This window comes from Actinocorallia libanotica (assembly GCF_039525175.1).
Lineage (GTDB): Bacteria > Actinomycetota > Actinomycetes > Streptosporangiales > Streptosporangiaceae > Actinocorallia > Actinocorallia libanotica.
This window is the reverse complement of the sequence record NZ_BAAAHH010000003.1, coordinates 323,819-347,900: the sequence shown is the minus strand read 5'-3', so window position 1 is coordinate 347,900 and position 24,082 is coordinate 323,819. Positions and strand designations below refer to the sequence as shown.

Sequence of the window (24,082 nt, the reverse complement as noted above, 5' to 3'; positions counted from 1 at the left end):
AGGGCAACATCGGCGGCTACCGGCTGTCCGCCGGGACGGCCATGCCGCCGCTCCTCCTGGACGACGAGGAGGCGATCGCCGTCGCGGTCGGCCTCAGCGCCGCCGCCACCGCCGCGGTCACCGGCATCGAGGACTCCGCCCTGCGCGCCCTGGCCAAACTGGAGCAGGTCCTGCCCTCCCGGTTGCGCCACCGGGTGTCCGCGCTGTCAGCGGCGGCCGTCGTCCTCCCGCCGCGGGACGGCCCCGCCGCCGAAGCCGCCGTCCTCGCCGCCCTGGCCGCCGCCTGCGCCGGCCGCGAGAAGGTCCGCTTCGCCTACGCCAAGCCCCACGGCGACCCGGCCCGCCGCCTGGTCGAACCGCGCAGGCTGGTCGTCGTGGAACGCCTGTGGTACCTGGTCGCCTACGACGTGGACCGCGCCGCCTGGCGCTCCTTCCGCGCCGACCGCGTCAGCGAGGTCCACCGCACCGGCGTCCGCTTCCCCGCCCGCGACCTCCCCGGAGGCGTCGACACCCGGACCTGGGTGACCCGCGCGATGCCGCCCCGCGACGTCCGCGCCCGCCTCCTCCTCCACGTCCCCTTCGCCGAGGCCGCCGCCCGCGTCCCCGCCTGGCAGGGCACCCTCGAACCGGCCGGCGACACCGCCTGCCTCCTGCACGCCGCCCCCGACTCCCCCCGCCGCCTGGCCCACCGCCTCACCCTCCTCCCCGTCCCCTACACCCTCCTCGACCCCCCGGAACTCGCCGCCCACCTCCGCGAGATCGCCGAACAGGCCGCCCACGCCATCCGCCACCACTGACCCCGACGCGGAGCGCGCCGCATCCGCTCCGGGAGGCGAGGCCGCCTGCGCGCAGGTGCGGCGTTCCTTCCCCCGCGCATCACATGTTTCATAGGATGCGTCCATGAGCAGGCAGTTGTCGATCACGTTGCCCGACGAACTCGCCGAACGGCTTCAGGCCAAAGCAGGCAAAGGCGAGGCCTCGGCGGTCATCGCCAAGGCGCTGAAGGAGCATCTGGACGAGCAGGAGCGCATCCGCGATGTGATCATGTCGCGCCGACGCGCGGCCGAGGCGGCGATGAGCCCGCAGGAGCTCGCCCTGACCCGGACCGCCGTCGCGAAGATCTTCGGCCTGGCGGAAGGAGAGCTGCGCGTGCTCTTCGAGGAAGGCGGGTGAAACCGGCCACCGGACTGGTCGTCGACCACAGCGTCCTGGTGTCGATCGCCCTCGGCGGCCGTGCCGCGGTCATGGTCGACGCGGCCAGGACCACCCTGACCACGATCGTCGTCCCCACCTCGGCCCTGGCGACGGCGTTGCTGCACGACGACGTCCAGGCCGCGCTTCCCGCCCAGAACACCCTGTTCGAACTGCTGCGCTGGGAGCAGTGCGTCAGCGACGACCTGACCGTCGCCACCGCGGCGAAGCTCTCATCCCGGCTGTTCGGCGACGACCTTCACGAGATACGCGGCACGGCCGCGGCCCTCGCCGTCGGGCACACCGCGGCCGCCGCGGCCGCGCGAGGACTGGACCTGGTCACCTGCCGCGCCGACCTGTGGCAGTGGTATGCGGAGACGGGCGTCTACGTGCTCTGATCGCCGGTCGCGGCGACCGGGTCTCCGGTCCTGATCGGGCCGGGGCGGACGACGGCGGCGTAGAAGCCGAAGCAGGTCGCGCGCCCGAAACCCGGGACCTCCCTGCGGTGGTGGCGGGCGAGGGTCCGCAGGAGGGTCCGGTCCCCGGGGGCGCGGCCGTGGGAGAGGGACGGGATGACGCACCGGGGGGTGGGCACCGCGACCTCGATGACCGCATGGGATCCGATGCGGAGCCGTTGCCCCGGCTCGGGATCCTCATCGAGGCCGACGACGAGGTTGGGCCGGAAGCGGACCGGGTCGACCTCGGCTCCGTGTTCCGCGCGCAGCCGCGCCAGCGCGCCGGACGTGACGACGTGGAGGACGCCGAAGTCGTAGAACCGGCCGTCGCCGGAGCCGTCGCGGACGGCCACCGTCTCCTCGCCTCCGGGTGCGGCGTCGGCCCAGTCCGGGATCATGCCCGGCTCGTCGGGCCACCGGTGGTGGCGCAAGGCCCGCGGCGGCGCGGTGCGGGTCAGCCGCACCGGGCGGCCGAGGAGCGCGGTGACCGCCGCGTCGGCCTCCGGGCTTCCCGCGAGGACGGTCGCCGCGCCCGGGACCGTGATCGCGACCTCGTCCGGGGCCGCCTCCAGCCGGGCGCCGACCGCCAGCAGGCCTGCCCACAGGCGCGGCTGCTTGGCGCTGCCCACGGTGCCGTCCGCGTCGAGGCACGCCCAGGTCCGGTCCCCGGACAGGCCGTGCTCACCGAGTTCGGCCTCGATGAGGTCTTCGGCTGCGGCGGACTTGAGCGGATAACGCCGGATGCCCAGAACTTCCTCCATTGCACTGATCTTAGGAGGGGAAGACGCGGGAGTCCCGCCTCGTCGCCTTCCCGGGAGGGCGGACCGGGGAACCGGGGTCAGGGGGCGGGGCGCAGGGCGGGCAGGAGGGTGCCGACCAGTGCGTCCGGGGCCGCCTCGGCGGGGAGGCGGCCCGCCCGGACTTCCGCGGCCGCGGCGTGGATGAGGTGGTAGTAGGCGCTCACCAGCCATTCGACGGGCTGGTCGGTGCGGATCGTGCCTTCTTCCCGGCCCCGGTGCAGCAGGCGGCGCAGCGGTTCCATGGCCCGTTCGTGGTGGTCGCGGACGGTCTCCGGGGGGAGGGTCGCGGAGACCGCGGCGAACAGGCCCAGGTGGTGGTCGAGGATCCGCCAGGAGGTGCGGGTCAGGGCGGCCAGCGCCTCGTCGGCGGGGAGGGCGTCCAGGGCGGTGGTGTCCAGGGTCGCGCGGGCCCGGGTCATGGCGTGCCGGGTGGCGGCTTCGACCACCGCTTCGCGGGTGGGGAAGTGCGCGTAGAGGGTGACGCGGCTGACCTGTGCGGCGCGGGCGATGGCGGCCATGCCGACGTTCGGTTCGGCGCGGAGGCACTCCAGCGCGGCCTCGACGATCGCGGTGATGCTGCGCTCGGCATCGGCGCGGCGCTTTGCGGACGGCTTGCTCTCCATGGCGCAATCTTAACAGGGGTGTTCAGATTAGGCCGGATCTGTGCGTACGCTATCCCTAACACCAGTGTTCAACTTAGGAGTGCGTACGGTGTCCCACGAATCCCCCTCGACCCATGCCCGCGCGCATGCCCCCGCGCCCTCGGCCCATCCCCGCCGCGGACGGCTGCTGGCGGTGCTGTGCCTGGCGCAGTTCATGCTCATCGCCGACGTGACCGTGGTGAACGTCGCGCTGCCGACGATCGGCGCGGAGCTCGGCCTGTCCTCCGGCGCGCTCACCTGGACCGTCACCGCCTACACGCTCTTCTTCGGCAGCCTGCTGCTGCTCGGCGGGCGGCTGGCCGACGCGGTGGGGCCGCGTCGGACGTTCCTGGCCGGACTCCTCCTCTTCACCGCCGCCTCGGTCGGCTGCGGGCTGGCCTCCGGCGCCGGCGTGCTCGTCACCGCCCGCTCCGTGCAGGGCGTCGGCGCCGCGCTGATGTCGCCGGCCGCCATGGCCCTCGTCCTGACGCTCTTCCACGGCGCCGACCGCCACCGGGCGCTGAGCGTCTGGGCCGCGATCGGCGGCTCCGGCGCGGCGGTCGGCGTCCTGCTCGGCGGCCTCTTCACGGCCGGGCCGGGCTGGGAGTGGGTGTTCTTCCTCAACGTCCCCGTGGGGCTGCTGGCCGCCGCGGCCGTCACCGCCCTGCTGGGCCGCACGCCCGGCACCGGGCGCCCGGCCGCGCCCGCGCGCCCGGACCTGCCCGGCGCGCTGGCCCTCACCGCGACGCCCGCCCTGCTCGTCTACGGCCTCACCCAGGCCCGCGACCACGGCTTCGGCGACCCCGCCGCCTGGCTCCCCCTGGCGGCGTCCGTCCTGGCCTGCGCGGTGTTCGTGGCGATCGAACGCACGGTGAAGCACCCGCTGGTGCGCCTCACCGTGCTGACCCGGCGCCCCCTGGTCGGCGGCAGCCTGGTGATGCTGGCCGCCTCCGGCCTGCTCATCTCCGCGTTCTTCCTCAACTCCTTCTACGCCCAGCGCGTCATGAACGCGAGCGCGCTGGAGACCGGCCTGGCCTTCCTGCCGGTGGCCGTCGCCGTCGCCCTGGGCGCGCACCTGGGCGCGCGGGCCGTGCGGTCCCTCGGCTGGCGGCCGGTCGGCGCGGCCGGGTTCCTCCTCACGGCGGCGGGCGCCTTCCTGCTCACCGGCATGGACTCCGGCAGCGGGACCTGGAGCTCCCTGGTGCCCGGGTTCACCCTGTTCTCCCTGGGCATGGGGCCGGTGTTCGTCTGCGCCACGACCGCCGCGACCAGCGGCCTGCCGCACCAGGACGGCGGGCTGGCCTCGGGGCTGGTCAACACCGCCCACGAGCTCGGGGCCGCCCTCGGCATCGCGGCGCTGGCGGCTCTCGCCGGAGCGGCCCTGGAGGCCGGACCCGGGAACGGCGCGCCCGTGGACGCGGGCGGCTTCGGCACCGCCTTCACCGCCTGCGCCCTGGTCGCCGCGGCGGCGGCGATCGCGAGCGTGTTCCTGCTGCCCTCCGGCCGCCCGGATCCCGCGCAGGGACCGGTCATGGTCCACTGATCTCCGGACGGCTTTCCGGGAACGGATCGGTGCGTTCGCGACGCAGTTCTCCGGCATGAAAGTCAGCCGAAGGCAAAACGGAGCCGAAAACTCGGATGAATGGGCTTTCGGCTCCGTCGGAGTGTCTCCGTATGGCGGCCGGGCCGATCAGACGGACAGGGAGAGCCGTTCTCCCAGGACGGATTCGGCGGCCTGGACGAGTTGCTGCAGGCGGAGCAGCTCGGAGAAGTGGAATTCCGGGGCGTCGGAGCGGGCCACCAGGACGGCGGCCTCGACGGACGTGAGGGGCGCCAGGCCGTACTGGGTGCCGTCGGGGGTCTGGAAGGCGCGGTAGCGCAGGGGCTCCAGGTCGGCCGGCGGGTCGGCGGCCTCGCCGCCGGGGCTGGCGTGGACCAGCCCGCCGGCGTGCAGGACGCCCGCCCAGTCGGCGGAGAGGATGCCGGGAAGGGCGTCGGCGAGGATGCGCAGGCCGTCCTCCGGGCGGGCTGCGAGCTGGCCGATGAGGGCGACGTCGGGGTGCAGGCCCGGCGGTTCGACGGTGGGCCACAGGCCCTCGATCCGCACGCCGGGGACGGCGTCGAGGCCCGCGGAGATGCGGTCGGTGGGCGCGCCGGACGGCCAGGAGACCGTGATGTCGTCCAGGGCGCGGCCCGCCACGTTCTCCAGGACGGACAGCTGGACCACGTCGGCCCCGGCTGCTCCCAGGGTGCGGGCGACCTTGCCCAGGGACCCCGGACGGTCGGGAAGGCGAACCCGGATCCGCAAAAGCATCGGCACCTCCAGTAAACGTTCCGTTCCTTTATGTTGCCATATGCTCGTTTCAATGCTGTTACCCGTTCGTGTCATTTCCTCAAGATGGCCTATCGTGGAGGTCAACCGACCTATAGGGTTTCTCCACGTGTCCAGTAAGCCCGGTCCTCCAGAGGAAGGCCCGGCGTCCGAGGTGACGCCGGGCGAGCTGCGCGACGCCCTGCTCGGGCTGTCGGCGAGGCTGGAGCGCGAGCACGAGCGTGCCAAGCACCGTGAAGAGATCATCGACCGGCTGCACCGGGAGATCCAGCACCTGCGCCGGGGCGAGCTGCAGCAGCTGCACGAGCCCGTCCGGGGCGCGCTCTACCGGCTCTACGACCTGGTGCGCCGCGCCGAACTGGACCCGCCGCGAGGCGATCACGTCGCCCCTCTGCTGCAGATGATCGGCGACGAGCTCGCCGAGGCGCTCGGCCGCACCGGCGTCGAGCTCATCGAGGTCGAGTTCGGCGACCCCTACGACTCCGCACGGCACCGCCCCCTGGGCACCGAACCCGTCACCGACCGCGCGCTCGACGGCAGGGTCGTCGAGGTGTGCGCCGACGGGTTCGCCCGCGGGGAGCTCGTCGTGCGCAGAGCACAAGTCCGTGTCGGCAAGTATCAGGAAGACTGAGAGAACCGAGGGCATGGCGGTATACGGGATCGACCTGGGCACGACCTACTCCTGCATCGCGAGCATCGACGACGTCGGGCGGCCGACCGTGCTGCGCAACCTCGAGGGCACCGACACCACGCCCTCGGTGGTCTACTTCGAGTCCGGCGACAACGTCGTCGTGGGCGCCACCGCCAAGGACACCGCGGTGCTCGACCCCGACAACGTGGTCAGCCTCATCAAGCGGGACATGGGCCGCGACGTCCCCCGCGAGATCCACGGCTTCAACTACAACCCCGAGGAGCTGTCGGCCTTCATCCTGCTGAAGCTCGCCACCGACGCCCAGACGGTCACCGGCGAGGTCGCCCGCGACGTCGTCGTCACCGTCCCGGCCTACTTCGGCGCGGCCGAGCGCGACGCCACCCGCAAGGCCGGGCGCATCGCGGGCCTGAACGTCATCGACGTCATCTCCGAGCCGATCGCCGCGGCCGTCACCTACGGCGTGCTCAACCCCGAGGGCGACCGCACGATCCTCGTCTACGACCTGGGCGGCGGCACGTTCGACACCACGGTCATCGCGCTGCGCGGCGGCCACATCGAGGTGGTGTGCACCGACGGCGACCACGAGCTGGGCGGCGCCGACTGGGACGCGCGCCTGGTGGAGCACCTGGCCGAGCAGTTCCGCGCCGAGCACCCCGACGCGGGCGACCCGCTGGACGACAAGCTCACCGAGCAGCAGCTGCGCCGCGACGCCGAGGAGGCCAAGAAGGCGCTGACCGCGCGCAGCCAGCACACCGTCCGGGTGATGCACGACGGCCGCGTGGCGACCCTGGAGATCACCCGCGAGGTCTTCGAGGAGATCACCAAGGACCTGCTCGACCGCACCATCGAGATCACCGGCCGCACCCTGGACGTCGCCCGCGCCAAGGGCGTCACCGACTACGGCGACCTGGTGCTGGTCGGCGGCTCCACCAAGATGCCCGCGGTCTCGGCGCGGCTGGAGGCCGAGCTCGGCCTCTCCCCCCGGCTGCAGGACCCCGACCTCGCCGTCGCCAAGGGCGCCGCCCTGTACGCCTTCGAGGAGACCTTCCGCCGCCTGCTGTCGGAGGGCGCGCGCGAGGAGGCCGAGGAGATGGCCAGCCGCGCGGGCCTGTCGGCCGAGCAGCAGCGGCAGATCGCGGCGCGGCGCATCAAGACGGTGGCCTCGCGCGGCTTCGGGATCGTGGTGCTCAACCGCGACACCCAGGCCGAGGAGGTCATCCACCTGGTGCACGCCAACGACGAGCTGCCCGCCGGGCGCTCCTCGGACTTCTTCACCGTGCACGACGACCAGACCACCGCCGACGTGCGGGTGATGGAGCAGGCCGGCGCGATCGAGTCGCCCGAGCCGGCCGACAACAACGAGATCGCCACCGGCTCGGTGCGCGTCCCGCCGGGCAAGAAGGCGGGCTGGCCGATCTCCGTCACGTTCTCCCTGGACGCCTCGGGCCTGCTGCACGTCACGGCCGAGGAGAAGGAGACGGGCGAGCGCCTGGACCTGGAGGTGGAGGTCGGCGGCATGACCGAGGACGACGTCGAGGCCTCGAGGGCGGCGCTCTCGCGCGTTCAGGTGAGCTGAGGGCGTGTCGTTCGACGACGACTACAAGCAGCGGGTGCTGGAGCCCGCTCGGGCGGCCGGCGACCAGCCGCCCGAGGACCTGCGCGCCCGGTACGTCCTGACCGAGCCGCTCACGCCCGAGGCGGTCACCGCGCGGGTCAAGCAGGTGCGCCAGTGCTGGCGGCGTTCGCGCGGCCAGCTGAAGTACCGCAAGCTCATCGACCGGCTGGAGGCCGAGCACCGCGCGCTCGGCCCGGTCTTCTCCGCCGCCGAGCAGGGCGACCTCGGGCCGCTGCGGCAGCGGCTGCGCGGCGGCGACGAGCGCAACGCCCAGCGCAGGGCCGAGGTGCGCAACCGGCTGCTGGACGCCGCCGGGCCGCTGCGGGTGCTCTCCCCCGCCGAGTGCTCGGCCATCGGCAAGGCGGGCGGCGTGTCGGCGGCGGAGCTGGCGCAGCTGCTGCGGATCGACGGCCTGGAGGTGCACGACCCCGACGCGCTGCCGGCCGCCCCGCCCTACCCCGGTTACGGCAAGGCCCGCGAGTCGCTGGAGGTGCTGGGCGCCCGCACCATGCTGGCGTTCCTGCTGGGCAGCGACAGGATCGGCAACGTCCGGCTGTTCGGCGGGGTGTCGGCGGGCGGCATGCCGATCGACAGGGCGGGCGCGGAGCGCGCGCTGGAGCGGGTGTCGGGCGAGTGGGCGCGGCGGCCGCGCGACACCAGCGCCACCCACGCCGAGACGGTGCTCATCGCGCTGCGCACCGCGCTGCGCGAGGACCTTCTGCACGATCTGCTGGGCTACGACTTCATCGCCCGGCTGCGGGAGCGGCGCGAGCAGCGCGCCTCCGACCAGGCGCTGATGGACTTCGCGGTGCGCGGCCTGGGCGTCGAGCCGAACGAGGCGCGGCGGCTGGTGTTCGCGGTCAGCCGGGAGGGCGGCGCCCCGGCGGGCCCGGCGGGGCGGATGCGCGAGCTGCTGGAGGCGGGCAACGCGCACGCCGCCGCGCTGCTCGCCGACGGCCTGGGCGAGCACGAGCTCCCGCCGGAGGCCGCCGAGGCGCGGCAGCGGGTGGCGACGGCGTCTCGGCTGCTGGACGAGGCGCAGGAGCTGACCGACGCGGGCGACTCCGACGGCGCGTGGGACCGGCTGGAGGACGAGCTGCTGCTGGCCGCCGACCTCCCGGGGCTGCGCGAGCACCAGCGGCGGCTGCCTCCGCTGCCGCCCACGGACGTGGCGGCCGAAGTGGACGGCGCGTCGGTGCGCCTGTCGTGGCGGCCGTCGCCGTCCAGGGCGGGCCGCGTCCTGCACGAGATCGTCCGCAGGCCCGGCCGTCCGCCGCGCGACTCCGCCGACGGCGAGCCCGTCCCGGCCGTGGACGGCGAGCCGCCGGTGAACGTGCCGCTCTTCTACGCGGTGTACGCGCGCCGCGGCGAGGCGACGTCCGAGCCGGTGTGCGCGGGGCCGGTCGTGCTGCGCCCCGAACCCTCACGGGTGGAGCTCGCCTCGGGGGACGGGATGGTCACCGGCCGGTGGGAGTGCCCGCCGGAGGCCGCCCGCGTGGACGTGCTGCGCGACGGCGAGCCCGTCCCGGCCGGACGGGAGGGCTTCACCGACCGCGGCGTCCGCAACGGCGTGACGCACCGGTACCGGGTCTACGCCGTCTACATCGACGGCGTCGAGGAGATCGAGACGCCCGGCGTGCTCGTCACGGCCACCCCGCACGCGCTCCCCGACGCCGTCACCGAGTTCGCCGTCGAGCCGTACGCGCAGGACAGGCTGCTGCTGCGCTTCCCCATCCCCGCGCACGGCCTGGTGGAGGCGCTGCTGCTGGTCCGCGAGCCGCCGTGGCCGGCGGGCGCCCTGGTGCCGGTGGACGAGCTTCCCGCGCGGCGCGTGGAGTCCACGCCGCACGCGCGGGGCCTGGTGGTGCGGCCGGGTGCCAGCGGGGTGCTCGTGGTGGTGACGGTCGCGGGGACGAGCGCGGCGGTCGGGGCGTTCCGCCGCCACGTGGACCTGCCCGCGCCGACCGGGCTGACGGCGGTGCGCCGGGGCGAGGAGGTCGAGGTCGGTTTCGGCTGGCCCGGCGACGCCGCCGCCGTCGCCGTCACGTACGAGATCGCCGGAGGCCCGGCCAGGCGCATCGGCGTCTCGCGCGCCGCCTACACCGCGGGCGGCGGCGTACGCCTGCCCGTCCCCGAGGGCGAGCCGGTTCGCGTCGGCGTCGCCGGGACCTCCGAGCAGGGCGGCACGGTGCTCACCGGCCCCGCCGTCACCGCCGACGTCGCGGCGGTGCCCGTCGTCCGCTACGACCTGGCCGTCACCGGCCCCCTGTGGAAGCGGACGCTGGCGCTCACCCTCACCTGCGACAGGCCGGTCCGGCTGGCGCGGCTGGAGCTGGTCGTCCGCGACGGCCGCGTCATGCCGCGCGATCCCTCCGACGGCGAGCCGCTGGAGGTCTGGGAGGATGTGGACCTGCCGGACGAGGCCGTCCTGCGGGTGCCCCTGCCCAAGCGTCCCGGGCCGTTCTGGTTGCGGTGCTTCGCCGGGACGGACGTCGAGCTCGCCGACCCGCCCGTCCGCCGACTCCAGCAAGGCGCGTGATGAGAACCGAGAGAATCCACCGAGCGCGGGCCCGCGGGCGCGACACCGTCACCTGCCCGTACTGCTTCGCGGTGTTCGGCCGCGCCCAGATCGCCTACCGGTGCCTGGGCCGGGCCGGGCGCGGCAACGGCTGCGACCCGCGCCTGGACGCCGAGCTCGCCGCCTACCTGGGCACCCAGGCGGGCGCGGTGCTGCCGCCGGTGTTCTCCGGGCGCGGCGCGCGGGCCGCCTGCCCGGACTGCGGGCGCGAGAGCGGCCGCCGGGTCTGCCCCGGGTGCCACCACGAGCTCGCCCCCGCCTACTGCGACACGCCCGGCCGGATCGTCGCGCTGGTCGGCGCGAAGAACGCCGGGAAGAGCACCTACGTCGCGGTGCTGCTGCACGAGCTGCGCAACCGGGTCGGCACCGAGCTCGGCACCTCGCTGGTGGCCTGCGACGACCGCACCATCGAACGCTACAAGCGCGACTTCGCCCGTCCCCTGTTCGACCGGCAGCGGCTGCTGCCCACGACGCCGAGCGCGGTGACGGCGCCGCGCGAGCCGCTGGTGTTCTCCCTGTCGCGGCGGGTCCGCGGCCGGTTCACCAGCCGCACCGAGGCGCTGACGCTGGTGCTGTTCGACACCGCGGGCGAGGACCTGCGCAGCCGCGAGGTGCGCGACCTCCACCTGCGGTACCTGGAGGCCGCCGACGCGATCCTCTTCCTGGCCGACCCGCTGGAGCTGGCGGGCGGCGGCGCCGACAGCGAGCCGCTGGACGTGCTGGCGCGGGTGACCGAGCCGCTGCGCCAGCGCTACGGCCTGGCGCCCAAGGACCGGCTGAAGGTGCCCGCCGCGATGGTCCTCACCAAGATCGACGCACTGGAGCCGCCCCGCCAGTCGGCGCTGCGCCGCGCCCGCCACCGCGCGGGCGTCCTGGACGCCGACGACAGGGCCGCGGTCGACGCCGAGGTCAGGGCGCTGCTGCACGGCTGGGGCGCGGGCGACCTGGACCGCTACCTGGACCAGAACTACGCCGAGTACCAGCTGTTCGGGGTGTCGGCGCTGGGCGGTGAGCCCCGGGACGACCAGGTCGCGCCCGGCGGGGTGCGCCCGCACCGGGTCGAGGACCCGCTGCTGTGGCTGCTGCACCGGTTCGGGATGCTGGACGGCTGATGGCCTGGCAGCTGCACTACACCTCGGCGCGCTCGGCGGAGCACTCGGGCTTCCAGTTCACCGCCGTCTCCCCGGGGCTGCCGCCCGGCGCCGAGGCCGCGGTCTCCCCGTACCTGGGCTACCTGCCGCCGCCCGACGCCCCGGCCTCGCCCGGCGCCGCCGAGCTGGCGCGCTTCCCCGTCGCGTTCGGCTACGACGTCATCGGAGAGCGGCGGCTCCTGGTGCGCTCCCGCTACCTGGGGCGCGACTATTCAGGACGGTTCGGCAACTTCCTCGCGCACGCCGTGGTCGCCGACCCGGCCGAACTGGAGGGGCTGCGGCCGATCGAGTTCTGGCGGGCGCCGTTCTGGGCCGACTCCCCGGGCGCCGACCTGCCCGGCGCGGACCTTCCCCTCCTGGAGTACCCGCCGCCCGGCGACGCCTTCGACCCCGAGGCGCTCGGCCGCTGGCTCGCCGCGCTCGACCACGACCCCTACTCCCGGCTGGCCGCGCTCGTCGACGCCGTCTGCACCACCTCCGAGCGCCTCGTCCTGGTCTCCCCCGACACCGAGGAGACGGCCCGCTGGATCGCGGTCCTGTCGTACTCGCTGCCCGTCCCGCGGGCGGCGCTGCTGTCGTTCACCACCTACACCGCCGACCCCGTCGCCTGCCCGCACCGCGTCGCCGGCACCACCCCGGACGTCTGGGCGTCGCTGCGCACCGACCAGACCGCGCACCGGCTCGACGCGCCGGCGCCCGAGCACGGGCCGAGCCGGTACGCCGCCGCCGTCACCGACGCCTGGCGGGCGCTGGACCTGGAGGGACTGGACGGCCTGGCGGAGCTGGCCGAACTCGGCGAGGACGCCTTCGAGGGCGCGGCGGTGCTGACGGCGCTGTGCCTCGGGGAGGCCGCGGACGAGGAGGCGCAGGCGCTCGCCCTCCCCCTCGTCCGGCATCCGGCGCTGCCCGCGTGGGTGTGGACGCGGCTGCCCATGGACGATCTGGGCTTCGACCTCGCGGCGGCCGTCAACCGGCACTGCCCCGAGGACGTGCTCGCGCGTGCCGCCGGGGAGCGGTGCGCCCGCCTCGTGCTGGCGACGCCCGCGCTGCGGTCCAGGACCGGCGACTTCGCCCTGGACGATCCCGCGGAGCTCGTGTCGGGGCTGGGACGGCAGCTGGCCGGGGCGCCGAGCCTGCCGGCGCTGGCGGAGCTGACGGTCGTGGCCGAGCGGCTGGGCGTGCCGGCCGTCCCGGAGACGACGCGGCGCTGCGCGTTCCTCCTCGTCAACCCGCGCGGCGACCGGGCGGCGGTGGCGCCCCAGGACGTCGTCACGGCCGTCGAGACCGTCGCCGGCACGGCGAGGCGCGCCCTGCTGGCGGGCGTCGTGGACGGGCTCGAACGCGGCGGCGCGCTGCTGCGCCGCGAGGTCCTGACCGGCCTGGTCTGCGACCGGCTCGCCGGCCTCGCCGGGGAGTGCCCCCTGCGGCGGGCGCCGGAGGTGGCGCTGCACCTGCTGCGCTCCCTGGCCGCCCGGCACGGCGTCCTGGGCGAGCCGACGCTCCGCCTGGCCGAGGCGCTCCCGCACAACAGCGCGGCCGAAGGGCTGCTCGCCGCCCGCGACGTCCCCGGCGAACACGACCCGCAGGCCGCGGCGCGCACGCTGGAGCGGATCGGCGGAGCGCTCTCCGGACCCGCGGTCCAGGCGGTGGCCGACGCGCTCACCGGCCGCTCCCCCGCCTTCCGCGCCGCCCTCGTCTCCGCCTCGGCCGAGCGGCCCCGCGACCTCCTCCTCCACCGCTGGATGGAGACGGCGCGCCAGCGCTCCGAACGGTTCGAGCTCGTCGGCGTGGCGCTGCGCGCCCCCGGCACGCCCCTTGACGGATGGGTTCGCGAACAGTTGCGAAAACGGTTCACCCTGTTGCAGTTGGAGACCTACTTCCGGGACGATCAGAAACTCCGCGCGGCCCTCCGAGAGCTCCGGGAGTAGGTCATGCAGCAGATCCTCTGGATACTGGGCGTCGTCGCCTGGGCGCTCATCATGTTCGCGGGATTCGTCTACCTCTTCCTCCCGCTGTTCGCGCTCACCCTCGCCTGCGTGACGCTCGCCGCGTTCGCCTACTACTACGCCGCCGCCTGCCGGACGCTGCTGCCCGCTGGCACCGAGGGCCCGTCCCCGGTGCGCCCGGCGGACGGGGTGTACCGGCACTACCTCATCGGCCAGGTCTGGCAGGACTGGCGGGTGCTCGCCGGGAACGTCGCCCCCCGCGTCTACCGGGGGGCGGAGCGGGCGGTGCGCCGGCTCACCTCCTTCATGACGGCGGGCTGGTGGGGCGCCTTCCTCTTCCCCCTCTGGGCGGCGCTGTGCGCCGGGATCGTGCTGGCCGCGGTGCCGGTGGCACTGATCGGCGTCGTGCTCGCGCTGCTGTACGGGGTGGTCGCGCTGGTCGGGCTCACCGGCTGGCTGGTGTGCGTGGCGCTGATGGCGGGCGTCGAACGGCTGTTCATGGCCTCCGGGCGCATCCTGCAGACCTGCCCCCACCCCAGCTGCTACCGGCGCATCGGGCTGCCCGTCTACGCCTGCCCCCGGTGCAAGCGCAGGCACCACCGGCTCGTCCCGTCGACGGCCGGGGCGTTCCGGCACGTGTGCGAGTGCGGGACGCGCCTGCCCACGACGGTGCCGCTGGGCCGCTACCGGCTCACCGCCTACTGCCCGCACTGCTCCGGACGGCTCCCCGACCGCATCGGCCGGGTGCGCGTGGAGCCGGTGCCGTTCATCGGCGGGCCCGCCGCGGGCAAGACGACCTTCATGTTCCTGGCGATCCGGGCGCTGCACGCCCGCACCCGGGAGGCCGGGGGCGCCCTGGCGTTCGTCGAGCAGCGCCACCAGCACGCGTACGCCAGCGCCGTCGCGGAGTTCGCGAGCGGCCGGCAGCTCGCCAAGACCGGCCCGGAACTGCCGCTGGCGACCATGCTGGACGTGGAGCCGCCCGGGAAGCGCCCCCGCATCCTGTACCTGTTCGACCCCGCCGGCGAGCTGTTCACCGGCGCCGCGCAGGTCGAGTCGCTGCGCTACCTCGACCACAGCGAGGCGCTGGTCTTCGTGCTCGACCCGTTCGCGCTGCCGGAGGTCCGCCGGACGCTGACCGACGGGGAGCGCTCCCTGCCCGTCGCGACGTCCGACGAGGACCCCTCCGACACCCTGCAGCGGGTGCTGAACGACCTGCGCTCGCGCCCCGACCGGGGCAGGCAGCGGCGCGTGGCCGTCGTGGTCACCAAGGCCGACCTGCTGGCGCGCACCTCGATCGGCCGCGACCTGTACGCCGACCCGCGCGCCTGGCTGGACTCCCTGGGCCTGGGCAACACCCTGCGCACCCTGGACCAGCTCGCCGAGGAGGTGCGCGTCTTCCCGTCCGGCCTGAACACCCCGCCCGCCCACCTGGCCTCCCTCGTCGGCTGGGTGGCCGGCCTGCCGCTGGCGTCCCGCGACGGCGCGCCCGCGACGCCGCCCCCCGACCTGGCCGCGGTCCCGCCGGTGCTCCCGCTGCGCGACCCGTGGCGCCCCAAGGGCCGCGGCGCCGGCCTGGTCCCCCTCGGCCACCAGGCCGGCCGCTGGGCGATCCTGGCCGGCCTGTCGCTGCTGACCCTCACCGGCGTCCTGAGCGGTCTGCACTACCTGCCGATCTGACGATTCCCGAACCACGGCGCGTGCCGGAGCGTCACACTGAGCAAAGGTGCAGGCACCCGCTCACGTCGACCGTCCGGGGAGGACCGCGATGCCCGCCGAGAACCAGCCGGACTCCCCCGTCCCGGAATCCGCCGTGCCCCCGCCCGCGACCGCCCCCGAGGCGCTCCCCGAGCCCGCGGAACCCGCCGAGGAGCCGGCGGCGCCGATGTCCCTGCGCTCCATGGTGCTGCTCGGCGGCCTGATGAGCGCGGGCGTGGCCCTGATCCTCGGCCTGACCCTCCTGGTCGGCGGCGTCCCCTCCTCCGGACCCGGCGGCCGCCCCGACACCGCGGGCACCGTGCCGTCCCTGACCGGCCGGAGCCTCCCCGAGGCGACGGCCGCCCTGGCCGACCGCCGCCTGGCCATCGGCTCGGTCGTCCGCGTCCCCTCGTCCCTGTCCCCCGGCGAGGTCGTCCGCACCACCCCCGAGGCCGGCTCCCCGGCCCCCGAAGGCACCACCGTCACCCTCTACGTCTCCGGCGGCACCGGCGACGAGCGCTCCCACGCCGAGGTCACGGTCCCCTACCTCCTGGGCGTCGAAGGCCGCCGCGCCCAGCAGGTCGCCCGCCAGCTGGGCCTCAACCTGGAGCTCCCCGCGGCCGCCGGCCGCGTCCTCACCCAGCGCCCCGCCCCCGGCACCGAAGTGGCGAGCGGCACCACCCTCACCGTCACCCTCGGCTGACCCTCTCCGCCACCTGCGCCCGGTACCGCTCCATCATCTCGTCCGGCAGCTCCAGCAGCTCGACCAGCTCCTCCACCAGCGCCGCGTCGATCACCGCCATCTGCACCTCGCTGAGCGGCTCCCCGACCCTCACGCCACCTCCCCGATCTCGGCCGCCAGCAGCGCCCCCAGCTCCCAGCACGCCTCCAGATCCCCCTTGGAAACCGCCCCCACCACGGCGACCGGCGGCCGAACGGCCCGCCACGACATCCCCGCCGCGATCGACTCCACAGCCCGAACCGCCCCGGTCACATCATTCCCCCCATGCACATACAAGCCATACGGAAGCCGCGGCTTGGCCTCCAGACACGGGTAGTACACGGTGTCGAAGAAATGCTTCAACGCCCCGCTCATGTACCCGATGTTCACCGGCGTCCCCAGCAGGACGGCATCCGCCTCCAACACGTCCGTCACGGTCGCCGACAGGGCGGGGCGCGTCACCGCTTCCACACCCGTCACCTCATCGGTGGACGCACCCGAGCGAGCCGCTTCGAGAAGTTCCTGCATCGCAGGCGAGGGCGTGTGGTGGACGATCAACAGCCTGCTCACAACATCCAGTCTCTCACCTCCAGGTCCTGCTTCTTCGACCCGGAGCCCGAGGGCGAACGCTCGATGCCGCACATCCCGGCAGCCGCAGCGGCCACGCGCCCGCTATACAGTGGCGCGCGGCCTGTCGTCCATCTGACGGCCCGATGATGAGGTAGCGGGGTCGGTGTGATGCGGCGCAAATGGGTCTTTTCAGGGATCGCCGTCGTCCTGCTCTCGGCAACCGTCTCCGTGCTGCGCGTCTCGGCCGGGTCCGATGTCGAGGTCGCCCCGATGGAGGTCCTCTCCTCGGGGAATGACGGCCGACTGGTCCTGATGATCCCTCTAGCGATGAGCGGAACACTGAAGCCGGTCGAGGTGGACGAGAAGAAGGACAGGGTCACCCTGTCCATCCAGATCCACAAGCCCTTCACTCCTTTCTGGAACGCCAGCGCCCACCTGAACGCCCTCGACATGGAACGCCGGGTGGTCGAACTGACCACGCCCTTGGGGGACCGGGCGCTGGTGAACACCGACGGCGAACCGATACCGGTGGACAGGCTGCCCGCCGGATGTGGCATCCCCGATCCCGCGGGGAGTGATTCACGGCCGGCCGCTCTCGGCACGAAAGAGCTGAGGAGAACGCGATCGATCATCAAGATCGCATTCATCGATCATCGGAAAAGGGCGATCGACCACGTCGAGGTCATCGAATGCTCTGACCGGGTCTACGTGTCAGCCGTGCCTGGATCGAAGCGCGCACCCCGCAAAATCCAGATCGTCGCCGTGCGGCTCTCCTTCCCTCTGGGGGAGCGCAAGGTCATGGACATGCGCAGCAACCCGATCACCGCGCGTTGAACGAAGATGGACCGCCCACGGCCAGGACGCCAACGCCGCTCATTCGCCGTGACTTCGCGTGCTTGATCTCATCGAGAAGCAGCGAACGCTTTCGCTCGTCCTGCCTCCTCACCCGCGCGATCGGACCCTTACCGGAGGGCTACGCTGACCCGGCGCTCCCGACGCCCTAGCGGGGGGCGGCGGGGGTGAGGAGGGCGGTGAGGATCGGCCGGGGGTGGGTCCATAGGAGGGAGCCGCCGGCGTTCGGGACGACGTGGTGGCGGGCGCCGGGGATGCGGGTGGCCAGCAGGGTGCCGTTGTCGGGTGAGTGGGTGGTGTCCTGGGCGCCGTACCAGAGGTGGACCGGGATGGTGATCTCGTTCAGGGGGAGGCGCCAGCGGGACATGGCCAGGACCGTGTCGCGGGCGTAGCCGGCGGGGCCTTGGGCGAAGCCCTCGGCGAGGGCCCTGCGGTAGGCGGCCGCGAAGTCGGGGTGCCGGTACACGGCCAGGTCGCATGCGGGGCTTCCGGCCATGACCATGTCCCACATCGCCTCGGGGGTGAACTTCGCGAAGGACTCTTCGGCGCCGGCCGGGTCGTGCGCGGTTCGTTCGACGAGGGATCGCAGTTCCGCGGGGAGGGCGGGGGCGAACTCCGGGGCGGCCACCTCGTCGGCGCCGGAGACGACGGCCAGGGACGAGGCGACGCCCTTCGCGGCGCAGGCGAGGGCGAACGGCGCGCCCTGCGAGTTTCCCACCAGGGCTGGGCGGCCCAGTTCCCGCCGTGTGCAGAAGTGGTGGATGTCGGCGGCGAAGCCGGAGAGGGTCCGGCCGGGGGACGGGGTCGAGGCGCCCAGACCCGGACGGTCCACCGAGATGAGGCGTACGCCGAGCGCCTCGACGGCCTTCGGGCCGAAGCCGAGCCATCGGCTTGTGGCCGCGCCGGGGCACAGCAGGACGGGGGTTCCGTTCCGGGGTCCCCACTCGGCCCAGCCGAGCAGCCGTCCGTCGGGCAGACGGGTCTCGCCGAGGCGGGCGGGGGCTGCGGTGTACGCGGTCATGCCCGACATCGTGGTCGTGGACCGGGCGTCGCGCATCTGATTTTCGGTCGGGGCGGGGGTTAATGGTGGAAGTGCGGTTCTTCGTCGTGTTTGCATGAGCGCATGATTTCTGTTGATCGTCTGCTGGCCTTCGCGGCCATGTCGTTTCTGTTGATTTTGGTGCCGGGGCCCAGTGTGCTCTTCGTGGTGGGGAGGGCGCTGGCGCAGGGGCGGCTGGCGGCGCTGACCACGGTGCTGGGGAACACGCTCGGGGGGTATGTGCTCATCGTGGCGGTGGCGTTCGGGGTGGGGCCGGTCGTGGAGCGGTCGGTGCTCGTCTTCACGGTGCTGAAGCTCGCGGGGGCCGCCTACCTGGTGTATCTGGGGGTGAAGGCGTGGCGGGAGCGCGGGGCGCTGCGGGCCTCCTTCGCGGGGGGTTCGGTGGAGCGCGGGGGGCTGCGCACCTTCGGGGAGGGCTTCGTGGTCGGGGTGAGCAATCCCAAGACGCTCGTGTTCTTCGCCGCGGTGCTGCCCCAGTTCGTGGACCGCGCCCAGGGGCATGTGGCGGTGCAGATGCTGCTGCTCGGGCTGGTCTTCAGCGTCATCGCGGTCGTCTCGGACAGCGTGTGGGGGCTCGCCGCGGCGACCGCGCGGAACTGGTTCGCCCGTTCGCCGCGGCGGCTCTCCCTCGTCGGCGGGGCCGGCGGGCTCACGATGATCGGCCTCGGGGTCACCGTCGCCGTCACCGGGCGCAAGGACTGAGCTTCGGGGACGCGGCGACCAGCGCCGCATTACCTATTTCGTGAAATTTGCCCCGCGCGTGCCTGGGTTGCCCTAGATTGACGAGCGCATAAATCGTGTGAATAGGAGTAACATGCGCTCTGTTGTGATCTCTGTCGTCACGATCGCGGCGGTCCTCGGCGGCACCGGAACCAGCGCCCTGGCGGCGGCCAGGCCCGCCTTGAAGTTCACGAAGATCCAGTACGACGCCCCCGGGGCCGACACCCGCGCCAACTCCCAGCTCAACAAGGAGTACCTCGTTCTCAAGAACACCGGCCGCAAGGCCGTGCGCCTGAAGGGCTGGACCCTGCACGACGCCCAGAACCACCGCTACCGGTTCCCGGCCTTCACTCTCAAGCCCGGCAAGAGCGTCACCGTCCACACCGGCAAGGGCCGCAACAGCGCCGCGCACCTGTACATGAACCGCGGCTGGTACGTCTGGAACAACGACAAGGACACCGCCACCCTCCGCGACGCCCAGGGCACCAAGATCCTCGCGCGTTCCTGGAAGAAGACCGCCGCGCCGTCGGAGCCCTCCCCCTCGACCGACCCGCGCTTCCGCACCTGCACCGAGGCGAAGGCCAACGGGTACGGCCCCTACTACCAGGGCCAGGACCCCGAGTACCACTGGTACACCGACCGCGACGGCGACGGCGTCGTCTGCGAGTAGCACCCGCAGCGAGGAGCTTCTCCTCCTTGAGGAGCAGGCAGGCCGCTGCGAACTCACACGAGGGGCGCATGCGGGCCGCAGGGGTCGGGCCGTAACGTCGGCACGCGTGAGACCGGGACTGGTGGAACGCGTACGGAGCCTGGACCCGCTGGTCCAGGACGGGCTGCTCGCCGCGCTGCTGTTCGCGGCGACCTTCGGCGCGGGCCGCCTGGAGGGGCGCGCGGGGCTGCTCCTCCAGGCGGCGCTGGTGCTTCCCCTGGTAGGGCGGCGGCGGGCGCCCCGGACCGTCTTCGCGCTGATCTGCGGGGCCGCGCTGGTGCAGTGGCTGCTCGGCCTGCAGCTGCCCGCCGACGCCGCCCTGCTCGTCGCGCTCTACACGGTGGCGGCCTGGTCGGAGCGCCGGTGGACGGTCGCGGCGGCGGTGGTCCTGACGGCGGGGATCGTGCTGGCCTCCTGGCGCTGGTCACCGGACGGGCGCTTCCTGGCCTCCGTGGCCGCGTTGACGGCGATGGCCGCCGTGACCGCCGTCCTCGGAAGCAACATCCGCGACAAACGCACCTATCTCTCCGCCCTGGAGGATCGCGCGGTCCGCCTGGAACACGAACGCGACCAGCGCGCACGCCTGGCCGCCGCCGAGGAGCGCACCCGCATCGCGCGGGAGATGCACGACATCGTCACGCACAACCTCTCCGTCATGGTCGCGCTCACCGACGCCGCGGTCTACGCCCAGGAGCACTCGCCCGCCAAGGCGACGGCCGTGATGCACCAGATCTCCGAGACCGGCCGGCAGGCCCTCACCGACATGCGGCGCTCCCTGGGCGTCCTGCGGGCCGGTGAGCCGGACGCCGAACGGCACCCGCCGCCCGGCATCGCCCAGCTGGAGCCGCTCGCCGCGCAGATGCGCGCCACCGGCCTCGCCACCCGCCTGGAGGTGCTCGGAGACCCCGCTCCCGTGCCCGCCACCGCGCAACTGACCGTCTACCGCCTGGTCCAAGAGGCCCTCACCAACACGCTGAAGCACTCACCTTCCGGTACCCGCGCCGAGGTCGCGGTGCGCTGCTCCCCCGACGCCGTCGACGTCGACGTGACCGACGACGGCCCCGCCCCATCCGGCCCCTCCTCACCCGGCCAGGGCCTGGCCGGGATGCGCGAACGCACCACCGCCTACGGCGGGTCCTTCGCCGCCGGGCCCCGCCCCGGCGGCGGCTGGCGCGTCCACGCCCGCCTGGACCTGGCCGCCGAGGGGGCCGCCGCGTGACGGTCCGGGTGCTGCTGGCCGACGACGAGACGCTGCTGCGGCTGGCGTTCTCCACGGTCCTGGAGACGCAGCCCGACCTGGAGGTGGTCGGGGAGGCGCGGGACGGGGCGGAGGCGCTGCGGGCGGCGCGGCGCCTGCGGCCGGACGTGGTGCTGATGGACGTGCGGATGCCCGGGACCGACGGGATCGAGGCGACGCGGCGGATCGTCCGGGAGGTGTCCTCGGCGAAAGTCCTGGTGCTGACCACCTTCGATCTGGACGAGTACGCCTTCGCGGCGCTCAAGGCGGGGGCGTCCGGCTTCCTGTTGAAGAACGCGCGGCCGGAGGAGCTCCTCGCCGCGATCCGCGCGGTCGCCGCCGGGGAGGCGGTGCTCTCGCCGCGCATCACCCGGCGGCTGCTGGACGGCTTCGTCTCCCGGATCCCCGACGGCACCCCGTCCGGAGGGGATCCCGCCGAGCGGCTGAGCCCGCTCACGCCCCGTGAGCGGGAGGTGCTCGTCCAGGTGGCCCGCGGCAGGTCCAACGCCGAGATCGCCGCCGCGTTGTTCCTCGCCGAGGCCACTGTCAAAACGCACTTCGGGCGGATCCTCCAGAAGCTGGACCTCCGGGACCGGGCGCAGGCCGTCGCCCTCGCCTACGAGACACGGCTGGTCGCCCCGCCCTGAATCCGGGCGCCGGGCGTGGTGGGATGGGGTCATGCGGGGTGTGGAGGAGAGCAACCGGCGGATGCTCCGGGCGCGGGACGCGATGGATCGCGCCTATGCGCGGCCGTTGGACGTTCCGGCGCTGGCGCGGATCGCTCATGTGTCGCAGGCGCACTTCACGCGGACGTTCCGGGCGACGTTCGGGGAGACGCCGCACCGCTATCTGCAGCGTCGGCGGGTGGAGCGGGCGATGTTCCTGCTGCGGGAGACCGATCGCAGCGTGACGGACATCTGCTTCGAGGTCGGCTTCGGGAGCCTGGGGACGTTCAGCCGCACGTTCCGCGAGATCGTCGGGCGGTCGCCGCGGGCCTACCGGAAGGAGGCGTCGGCCGTGGACGTGCCGACGTGCTTCACGATGGCGTGGACGCGGCCGCGGTCCTGAGCATCCGCAGAAGAGCAGTTTCGGAGAAGTCTTCGGCGCGGTCTCTCAGTAGCGTAAGAGGCATGTTCAACGCCATCACGCACTCGCAGATCTACGTTCTCGACCAGGACGAGGCCCTCGACTTCTACGTCGGCAAGCTCGGGCTCGAGGTCAACACCGACGTCGACCTGGGCTTCATGCGCTGGCTGACCGTCAGCGTCCCCGGCGAACCCGGCCGCCAGATCCTGCTGGAGAAGCCGGGCCCGCCGGCGATGTCCGAGGAGACCGCGCGGCAGGTCCGCGAACTGGTGACCAAGGGCGCGATGGGCGGCCACCTCTTCTTCAGCACCGACGACTGCCGCAAGACGTACGAGACGCTGCTGGCGCGGGGCGTGGAGTTCACCGAGGAGCCCACCGAGCGCCCCTACGGGATCGACTGCGGCCTGCGCGACCCCTTCGGCAACAGCATCCGCTTCTCCCAGCCGAAGGACTGAGGTCAGGGGCCGAGCAGCTGCGCCTCGGCCTGCGCCAGGACCTGCTGGATGTGGAGGCCGTGGGCGGCGTCCAGGGGGTGGGGTTCGCCGGTGCGGACGGCATGGGCGAACTCGGTGATCATCCGGTCGAAGGCGTCGCCGCCGAGCTTGCTCCAGTCCAGGAGTTCCACGCCCTGGCGGCCGAAGACCTCGATCCGGGCGGGCGGGAGTTCGCCGCGGCCCGCCATGGAGACCGAGGCCTCGCTGACGGCGCCCGACTCGTGCTCCAGGAGCATGCCGACCCAGCGCAGCGGGTCGCCGTGGGCGCGGACGGAGACGACGCGGCCGAGGGCGGCGTCCAGGAGGTCGACGATGTGCGGGCCCAGGTCGAGGATCGCGCCGCGTTCCAGCCGCCACGGGGTGGCGAAGGGGCCGCCGTCGAAGACGGAGGAGACGAACTGGCCGTAGCCGCCGAAGGGCTCCAGGTCCGCCACTCGGGCGAGGAAGTCCCGGGCGGCGCTGGAGTAGCGCAGCGTGAAGACCATCTGGGAGACGACGCCCGCCTCGCCCACCGCTTCCACCAGGGCGCGGGCGCCGTCCAGGTCCATCGCCAGGGGCTTCTCCAGCAGCAGCGCCTTGCCCGCCTTGGCCGCCTGGATCGCCAGTTCCGCCTGGACGTTCGGGGGGACGGCGAAGGCCACGGCCTCGCAGTTGTCGAAGAGCTCCTCAAGGCCGTCGTAGGAGCGCGAGCCGTGCGCCGCGGCCAGTTCGGCGGACGCCTCGGGCCGGCGGGCCCAGACGCCCGCCAGCCTGGTGTGCGCCCCGGCCGCGATGGCGGGGGCGTGCACCATGCCCGCCCACGGGCCGGCGCCGACAAGTCCGATAGAAACAGGTTCACGCATGTCGCACAGTTTTTCATAGACGAGAGCCCCGTCACGCTTGTGGCGTTTTGACGGGGCTCTCGGCACGCGGCCGTGCCGTCAGACCGTGGTGACGACCTCCTCGAACTCCAGCCGCGGGCTGCGGGCGAACCAGGCGTCGGGGCCCGGCCTGCCGATGTTCACCACGGCGAGCGTCCGGTGCGCGCCGTCGCCGAAGAACTCCCCGTCGATGCCCGCCGCGTCGAAGCCGGCCATGGGCCCGGCGGCCAGGCCCGCGGCGCGGACGCCCAGGATGAAGTAGCCGACCTGGAGCGAGGCGTTGAACGAGCCGACCTTCTGGCGGACCGCCTCGTTGCCGTCGAAGCCGTCCTTGGCCCCCGGCGCGTGCGGGAAGGTCTTCGGCAGCTCCTCGTGGAAGTCGACGTCGTAGGCGAGGACCGCGACGAGCGGCGCGGCCGCCGTCTTGGCCCTGTTGCCCTCGGACATGTGGCCCACCAGCCGCTCGCGCGCCTCGGGACTGCGGACGAGCAGCACGCGCAGCGGCTGGGCGTTCATCGCGGTCGGCGCGTACTTGACGAGGTCGTAGATCGCCCGGACCTGCTCGTCCGTGACCGGCTCGTCGGTGAAGGCGTTGGCGGTGCGCGCCTCGCGGAAGAGCAGATCCTGCGCGGCCTTGTCGAGCACGAGAGACATATCGGGAGATCACTTTCTGACGGGGAGCGGGCACGGCGTCCCCTCCCGCAACATGTACAA

Annotated in this window: 26 protein-coding genes; 18 read left to right on the top strand and 8 right to left on the bottom strand. The window is 73.6% G+C overall.

The features are described from left to right. From ABD140_RS06845 to ABD140_RS06835, 3 genes are all read left to right on the top strand, one after another. A partial coding sequence (locus tag ABD140_RS06845; RefSeq protein WP_344237920.1) for a helix-turn-helix transcriptional regulator occupies positions 1-797 on the top strand: 797 nt, incomplete at its 5' end. 103 nt (positions 798-900) lie between these two features. After that, the gene (locus ABD140_RS06840; RefSeq protein ID WP_344237918.1) at positions 901-1,173 is read left to right on the top strand and encodes a hypothetical protein; all 273 of its coding nucleotides are present in this window, start codon (positions 901-903) and stop codon (positions 1,171-1,173) included. Next, positions 1,170-1,589, top strand: coding sequence for a hypothetical protein (locus ABD140_RS06835; protein WP_344237916.1), 420 nt, complete (start codon positions 1,170-1,172; stop codon positions 1,587-1,589). The genes ABD140_RS06840 and ABD140_RS06835 overlap by 4 nt, the downstream gene beginning before the upstream one ends. Here ABD140_RS06835 and ABD140_RS06830 read toward each other — a convergent pair. Both ABD140_RS06830 and ABD140_RS06825 read right to left on the bottom strand, forming a co-directional pair. Then, positions 1,577-2,407, bottom strand: a complete 831-nt coding sequence (locus ABD140_RS06830) for an MOSC domain-containing protein (RefSeq protein ID WP_344237913.1) — start codon at positions 2,405-2,407, stop codon at positions 1,577-1,579. The two genes, ABD140_RS06835 and ABD140_RS06830, sit on opposite strands and share 13 nt — an antisense overlap. 77 nt (positions 2,408-2,484) lie before the next feature. Next, positions 2,485-3,069, bottom strand: a complete 585-nt coding sequence (locus ABD140_RS06825; protein WP_344237911.1) for a TetR/AcrR family transcriptional regulator — start codon at positions 3,067-3,069, stop codon at positions 2,485-2,487. A gap of 88 nt (positions 3,070-3,157) precedes the next feature. Here ABD140_RS06825 and ABD140_RS06820 point away from each other — a divergent pair, with 88 nt between their 5' ends. Then, the gene (locus ABD140_RS06820; protein WP_344237909.1) at positions 3,158-4,630 is read left to right on the top strand and encodes an MFS transporter; all 1,473 of its coding nucleotides are present in this window, start codon (positions 3,158-3,160) and stop codon (positions 4,628-4,630) included. Between the two features lie 147 nt (positions 4,631-4,777). Here the strand turns inward: ABD140_RS06820 and ABD140_RS06815 are convergent, their stop codons facing one another. Then, complete coding sequence (locus tag ABD140_RS06815; RefSeq protein ID WP_344237907.1) at positions 4,778-5,401, bottom strand: ACT domain-containing protein; 624 nt, start codon at positions 5,399-5,401, stop codon at positions 4,778-4,780. A gap of 127 nt (positions 5,402-5,528) precedes the next feature. Here ABD140_RS06815 and ABD140_RS06810 point away from each other — a divergent pair, with 127 nt between their 5' ends. From ABD140_RS06810 to ABD140_RS06780, 7 genes are all read left to right on the top strand, one after another. After that, positions 5,529-6,050: a nucleotide exchange factor GrpE gene (locus ABD140_RS06810; protein ID WP_344237905.1), complete on the top strand. Its 522-nt coding sequence runs from the start codon at positions 5,529-5,531 to the stop codon at positions 6,048-6,050. 13 nt (positions 6,051-6,063) lie between these two features. Next, positions 6,064-7,647, top strand: a complete 1,584-nt coding sequence (locus ABD140_RS06805) for an Hsp70 family protein (protein WP_344237903.1) — start codon at positions 6,064-6,066, stop codon at positions 7,645-7,647. Between the two features lie 4 nt (positions 7,648-7,651). Continuing rightward, positions 7,652-10,225, top strand: a complete 2,574-nt coding sequence (locus tag ABD140_RS06800) for a SaeA-related protein (protein WP_344237901.1) — start codon at positions 7,652-7,654, stop codon at positions 10,223-10,225. Continuing rightward, positions 10,225-11,376: a TRAFAC clade GTPase domain-containing protein gene (locus tag ABD140_RS06795; RefSeq protein WP_344237899.1), complete on the top strand. Its 1,152-nt coding sequence runs from the start codon at positions 10,225-10,227 to the stop codon at positions 11,374-11,376. Before ABD140_RS06800 ends, ABD140_RS06795 begins: the two co-directional genes overlap by 1 nt. Then, positions 11,376-13,343, top strand: coding sequence for a GAP1-N2 domain-containing protein (locus ABD140_RS06790; protein WP_344237897.1), 1,968 nt, complete (start codon positions 11,376-11,378; stop codon positions 13,341-13,343). Before ABD140_RS06795 ends, ABD140_RS06790 begins: the two co-directional genes overlap by 1 nt. A 3-nt stretch (positions 13,344-13,346) precedes the next feature. Then, positions 13,347-15,041 carry a TRAFAC clade GTPase domain-containing protein gene (locus ABD140_RS06785; RefSeq protein ID WP_344237896.1) on the top strand — a complete coding sequence of 565 codons (1,695 nt, stop codon included), beginning with the start codon at positions 13,347-13,349 and terminating at the stop codon, positions 15,039-15,041. An 88-nt stretch (positions 15,042-15,129) separates the two neighbouring features. Beyond that, the gene (locus ABD140_RS06780; RefSeq protein WP_344237895.1) at positions 15,130-15,762 is read left to right on the top strand and encodes a PASTA domain-containing protein; all 633 of its coding nucleotides are present in this window, start codon (positions 15,130-15,132) and stop codon (positions 15,760-15,762) included. Here ABD140_RS06780 and ABD140_RS06775 read toward each other — a convergent pair. Then, a complete protein-coding gene (locus tag ABD140_RS06775) occupies positions 15,749-15,895 on the bottom strand; it encodes a hypothetical protein (protein ID WP_344237893.1) in 147 nt (48 codons plus the stop codon). The two genes, ABD140_RS06780 and ABD140_RS06775, sit on opposite strands and share 14 nt — an antisense overlap. Continuing rightward, positions 15,892-16,350, bottom strand: coding sequence for a flavodoxin family protein (locus ABD140_RS06770; protein WP_344237891.1), 459 nt, complete (start codon positions 16,348-16,350; stop codon positions 15,892-15,894). The genes ABD140_RS06775 and ABD140_RS06770 overlap by 4 nt, the downstream gene beginning before the upstream one ends. 168 nt (positions 16,351-16,518) lie before the next feature. On the opposite strand from ABD140_RS06770, the gene ABD140_RS06765 reads away from it, so the two are divergent. Next, positions 16,519-17,184 carry a hypothetical protein gene (locus ABD140_RS06765; RefSeq protein ID WP_344237889.1) on the top strand — a complete coding sequence of 222 codons (666 nt, stop codon included), beginning with the start codon at positions 16,519-16,521 and terminating at the stop codon, positions 17,182-17,184. 166 nt (positions 17,185-17,350) lie between these two features. On the opposite strand, the gene ABD140_RS06760 is transcribed toward ABD140_RS06765, so the two are convergent. Beyond that, on the bottom strand, positions 17,351-18,223 hold the full coding sequence (locus ABD140_RS06760; RefSeq protein ID WP_344237887.1) for an alpha/beta fold hydrolase: 873 nt from the start codon (positions 18,221-18,223) through the stop codon (positions 17,351-17,353). Positions 18,224-18,325: 102 nt separating this feature from the next. Here ABD140_RS06760 and ABD140_RS06755 point away from each other — a divergent pair, with 102 nt between their 5' ends. The 6 genes from ABD140_RS06755 to ABD140_RS06730 all read left to right on the top strand — a co-directional run bounded on the left by ABD140_RS06755 (position 18,326) and on the right by ABD140_RS06730 (position 22,469). Further along, entirely contained in the window at positions 18,326-18,964 is a 639-nt protein-coding gene (locus ABD140_RS06755; RefSeq protein ID WP_344237885.1) for a LysE family translocator, read from the top strand. A gap of 112 nt (positions 18,965-19,076) precedes the next feature. After that, the gene (locus ABD140_RS06750) at positions 19,077-19,652 is read left to right on the top strand and encodes a lamin tail domain-containing protein (RefSeq protein WP_344237883.1); all 576 of its coding nucleotides are present in this window, start codon (positions 19,077-19,079) and stop codon (positions 19,650-19,652) included. 106 nt (positions 19,653-19,758) lie between these two features. Further along, positions 19,759-20,910: a sensor histidine kinase gene (locus tag ABD140_RS06745; RefSeq protein WP_344237881.1), complete on the top strand. Its 1,152-nt coding sequence runs from the start codon at positions 19,759-19,761 to the stop codon at positions 20,908-20,910. After that, positions 20,907-21,575, top strand: a complete 669-nt coding sequence (locus ABD140_RS06740; RefSeq protein ID WP_344237879.1) for a response regulator — start codon at positions 20,907-20,909, stop codon at positions 21,573-21,575. Before ABD140_RS06745 ends, ABD140_RS06740 begins: the two co-directional genes overlap by 4 nt. Before the next feature lie 31 nt (positions 21,576-21,606). Next, positions 21,607-21,996 (top strand): helix-turn-helix domain-containing protein, encoded by a 390-nt coding sequence (locus ABD140_RS06735; protein ID WP_344237877.1) that lies wholly within the window; start codon positions 21,607-21,609, stop codon positions 21,994-21,996. Between the two features lie 62 nt (positions 21,997-22,058). Next, positions 22,059-22,469, top strand: a complete 411-nt coding sequence (locus tag ABD140_RS06730; RefSeq protein WP_344237875.1) for a VOC family protein — start codon at positions 22,059-22,061, stop codon at positions 22,467-22,469. A 2-nt stretch (positions 22,470-22,471) separates the two neighbouring features. Here the strand turns inward: ABD140_RS06730 and ABD140_RS06725 are convergent, their stop codons facing one another. Further along, positions 22,472-23,350: a Gfo/Idh/MocA family protein gene (locus tag ABD140_RS06725; protein WP_344237873.1), complete on the bottom strand. Its 879-nt coding sequence runs from the start codon at positions 23,348-23,350 to the stop codon at positions 22,472-22,474. A 78-nt stretch (positions 23,351-23,428) separates the two neighbouring features. Next, on the bottom strand, positions 23,429-24,022 hold the full coding sequence (locus ABD140_RS06720) for a malonic semialdehyde reductase (protein WP_344237871.1): 594 nt from the start codon (positions 24,020-24,022) through the stop codon (positions 23,429-23,431). Positions 24,023-24,082 lie beyond the last annotated feature (60 nt).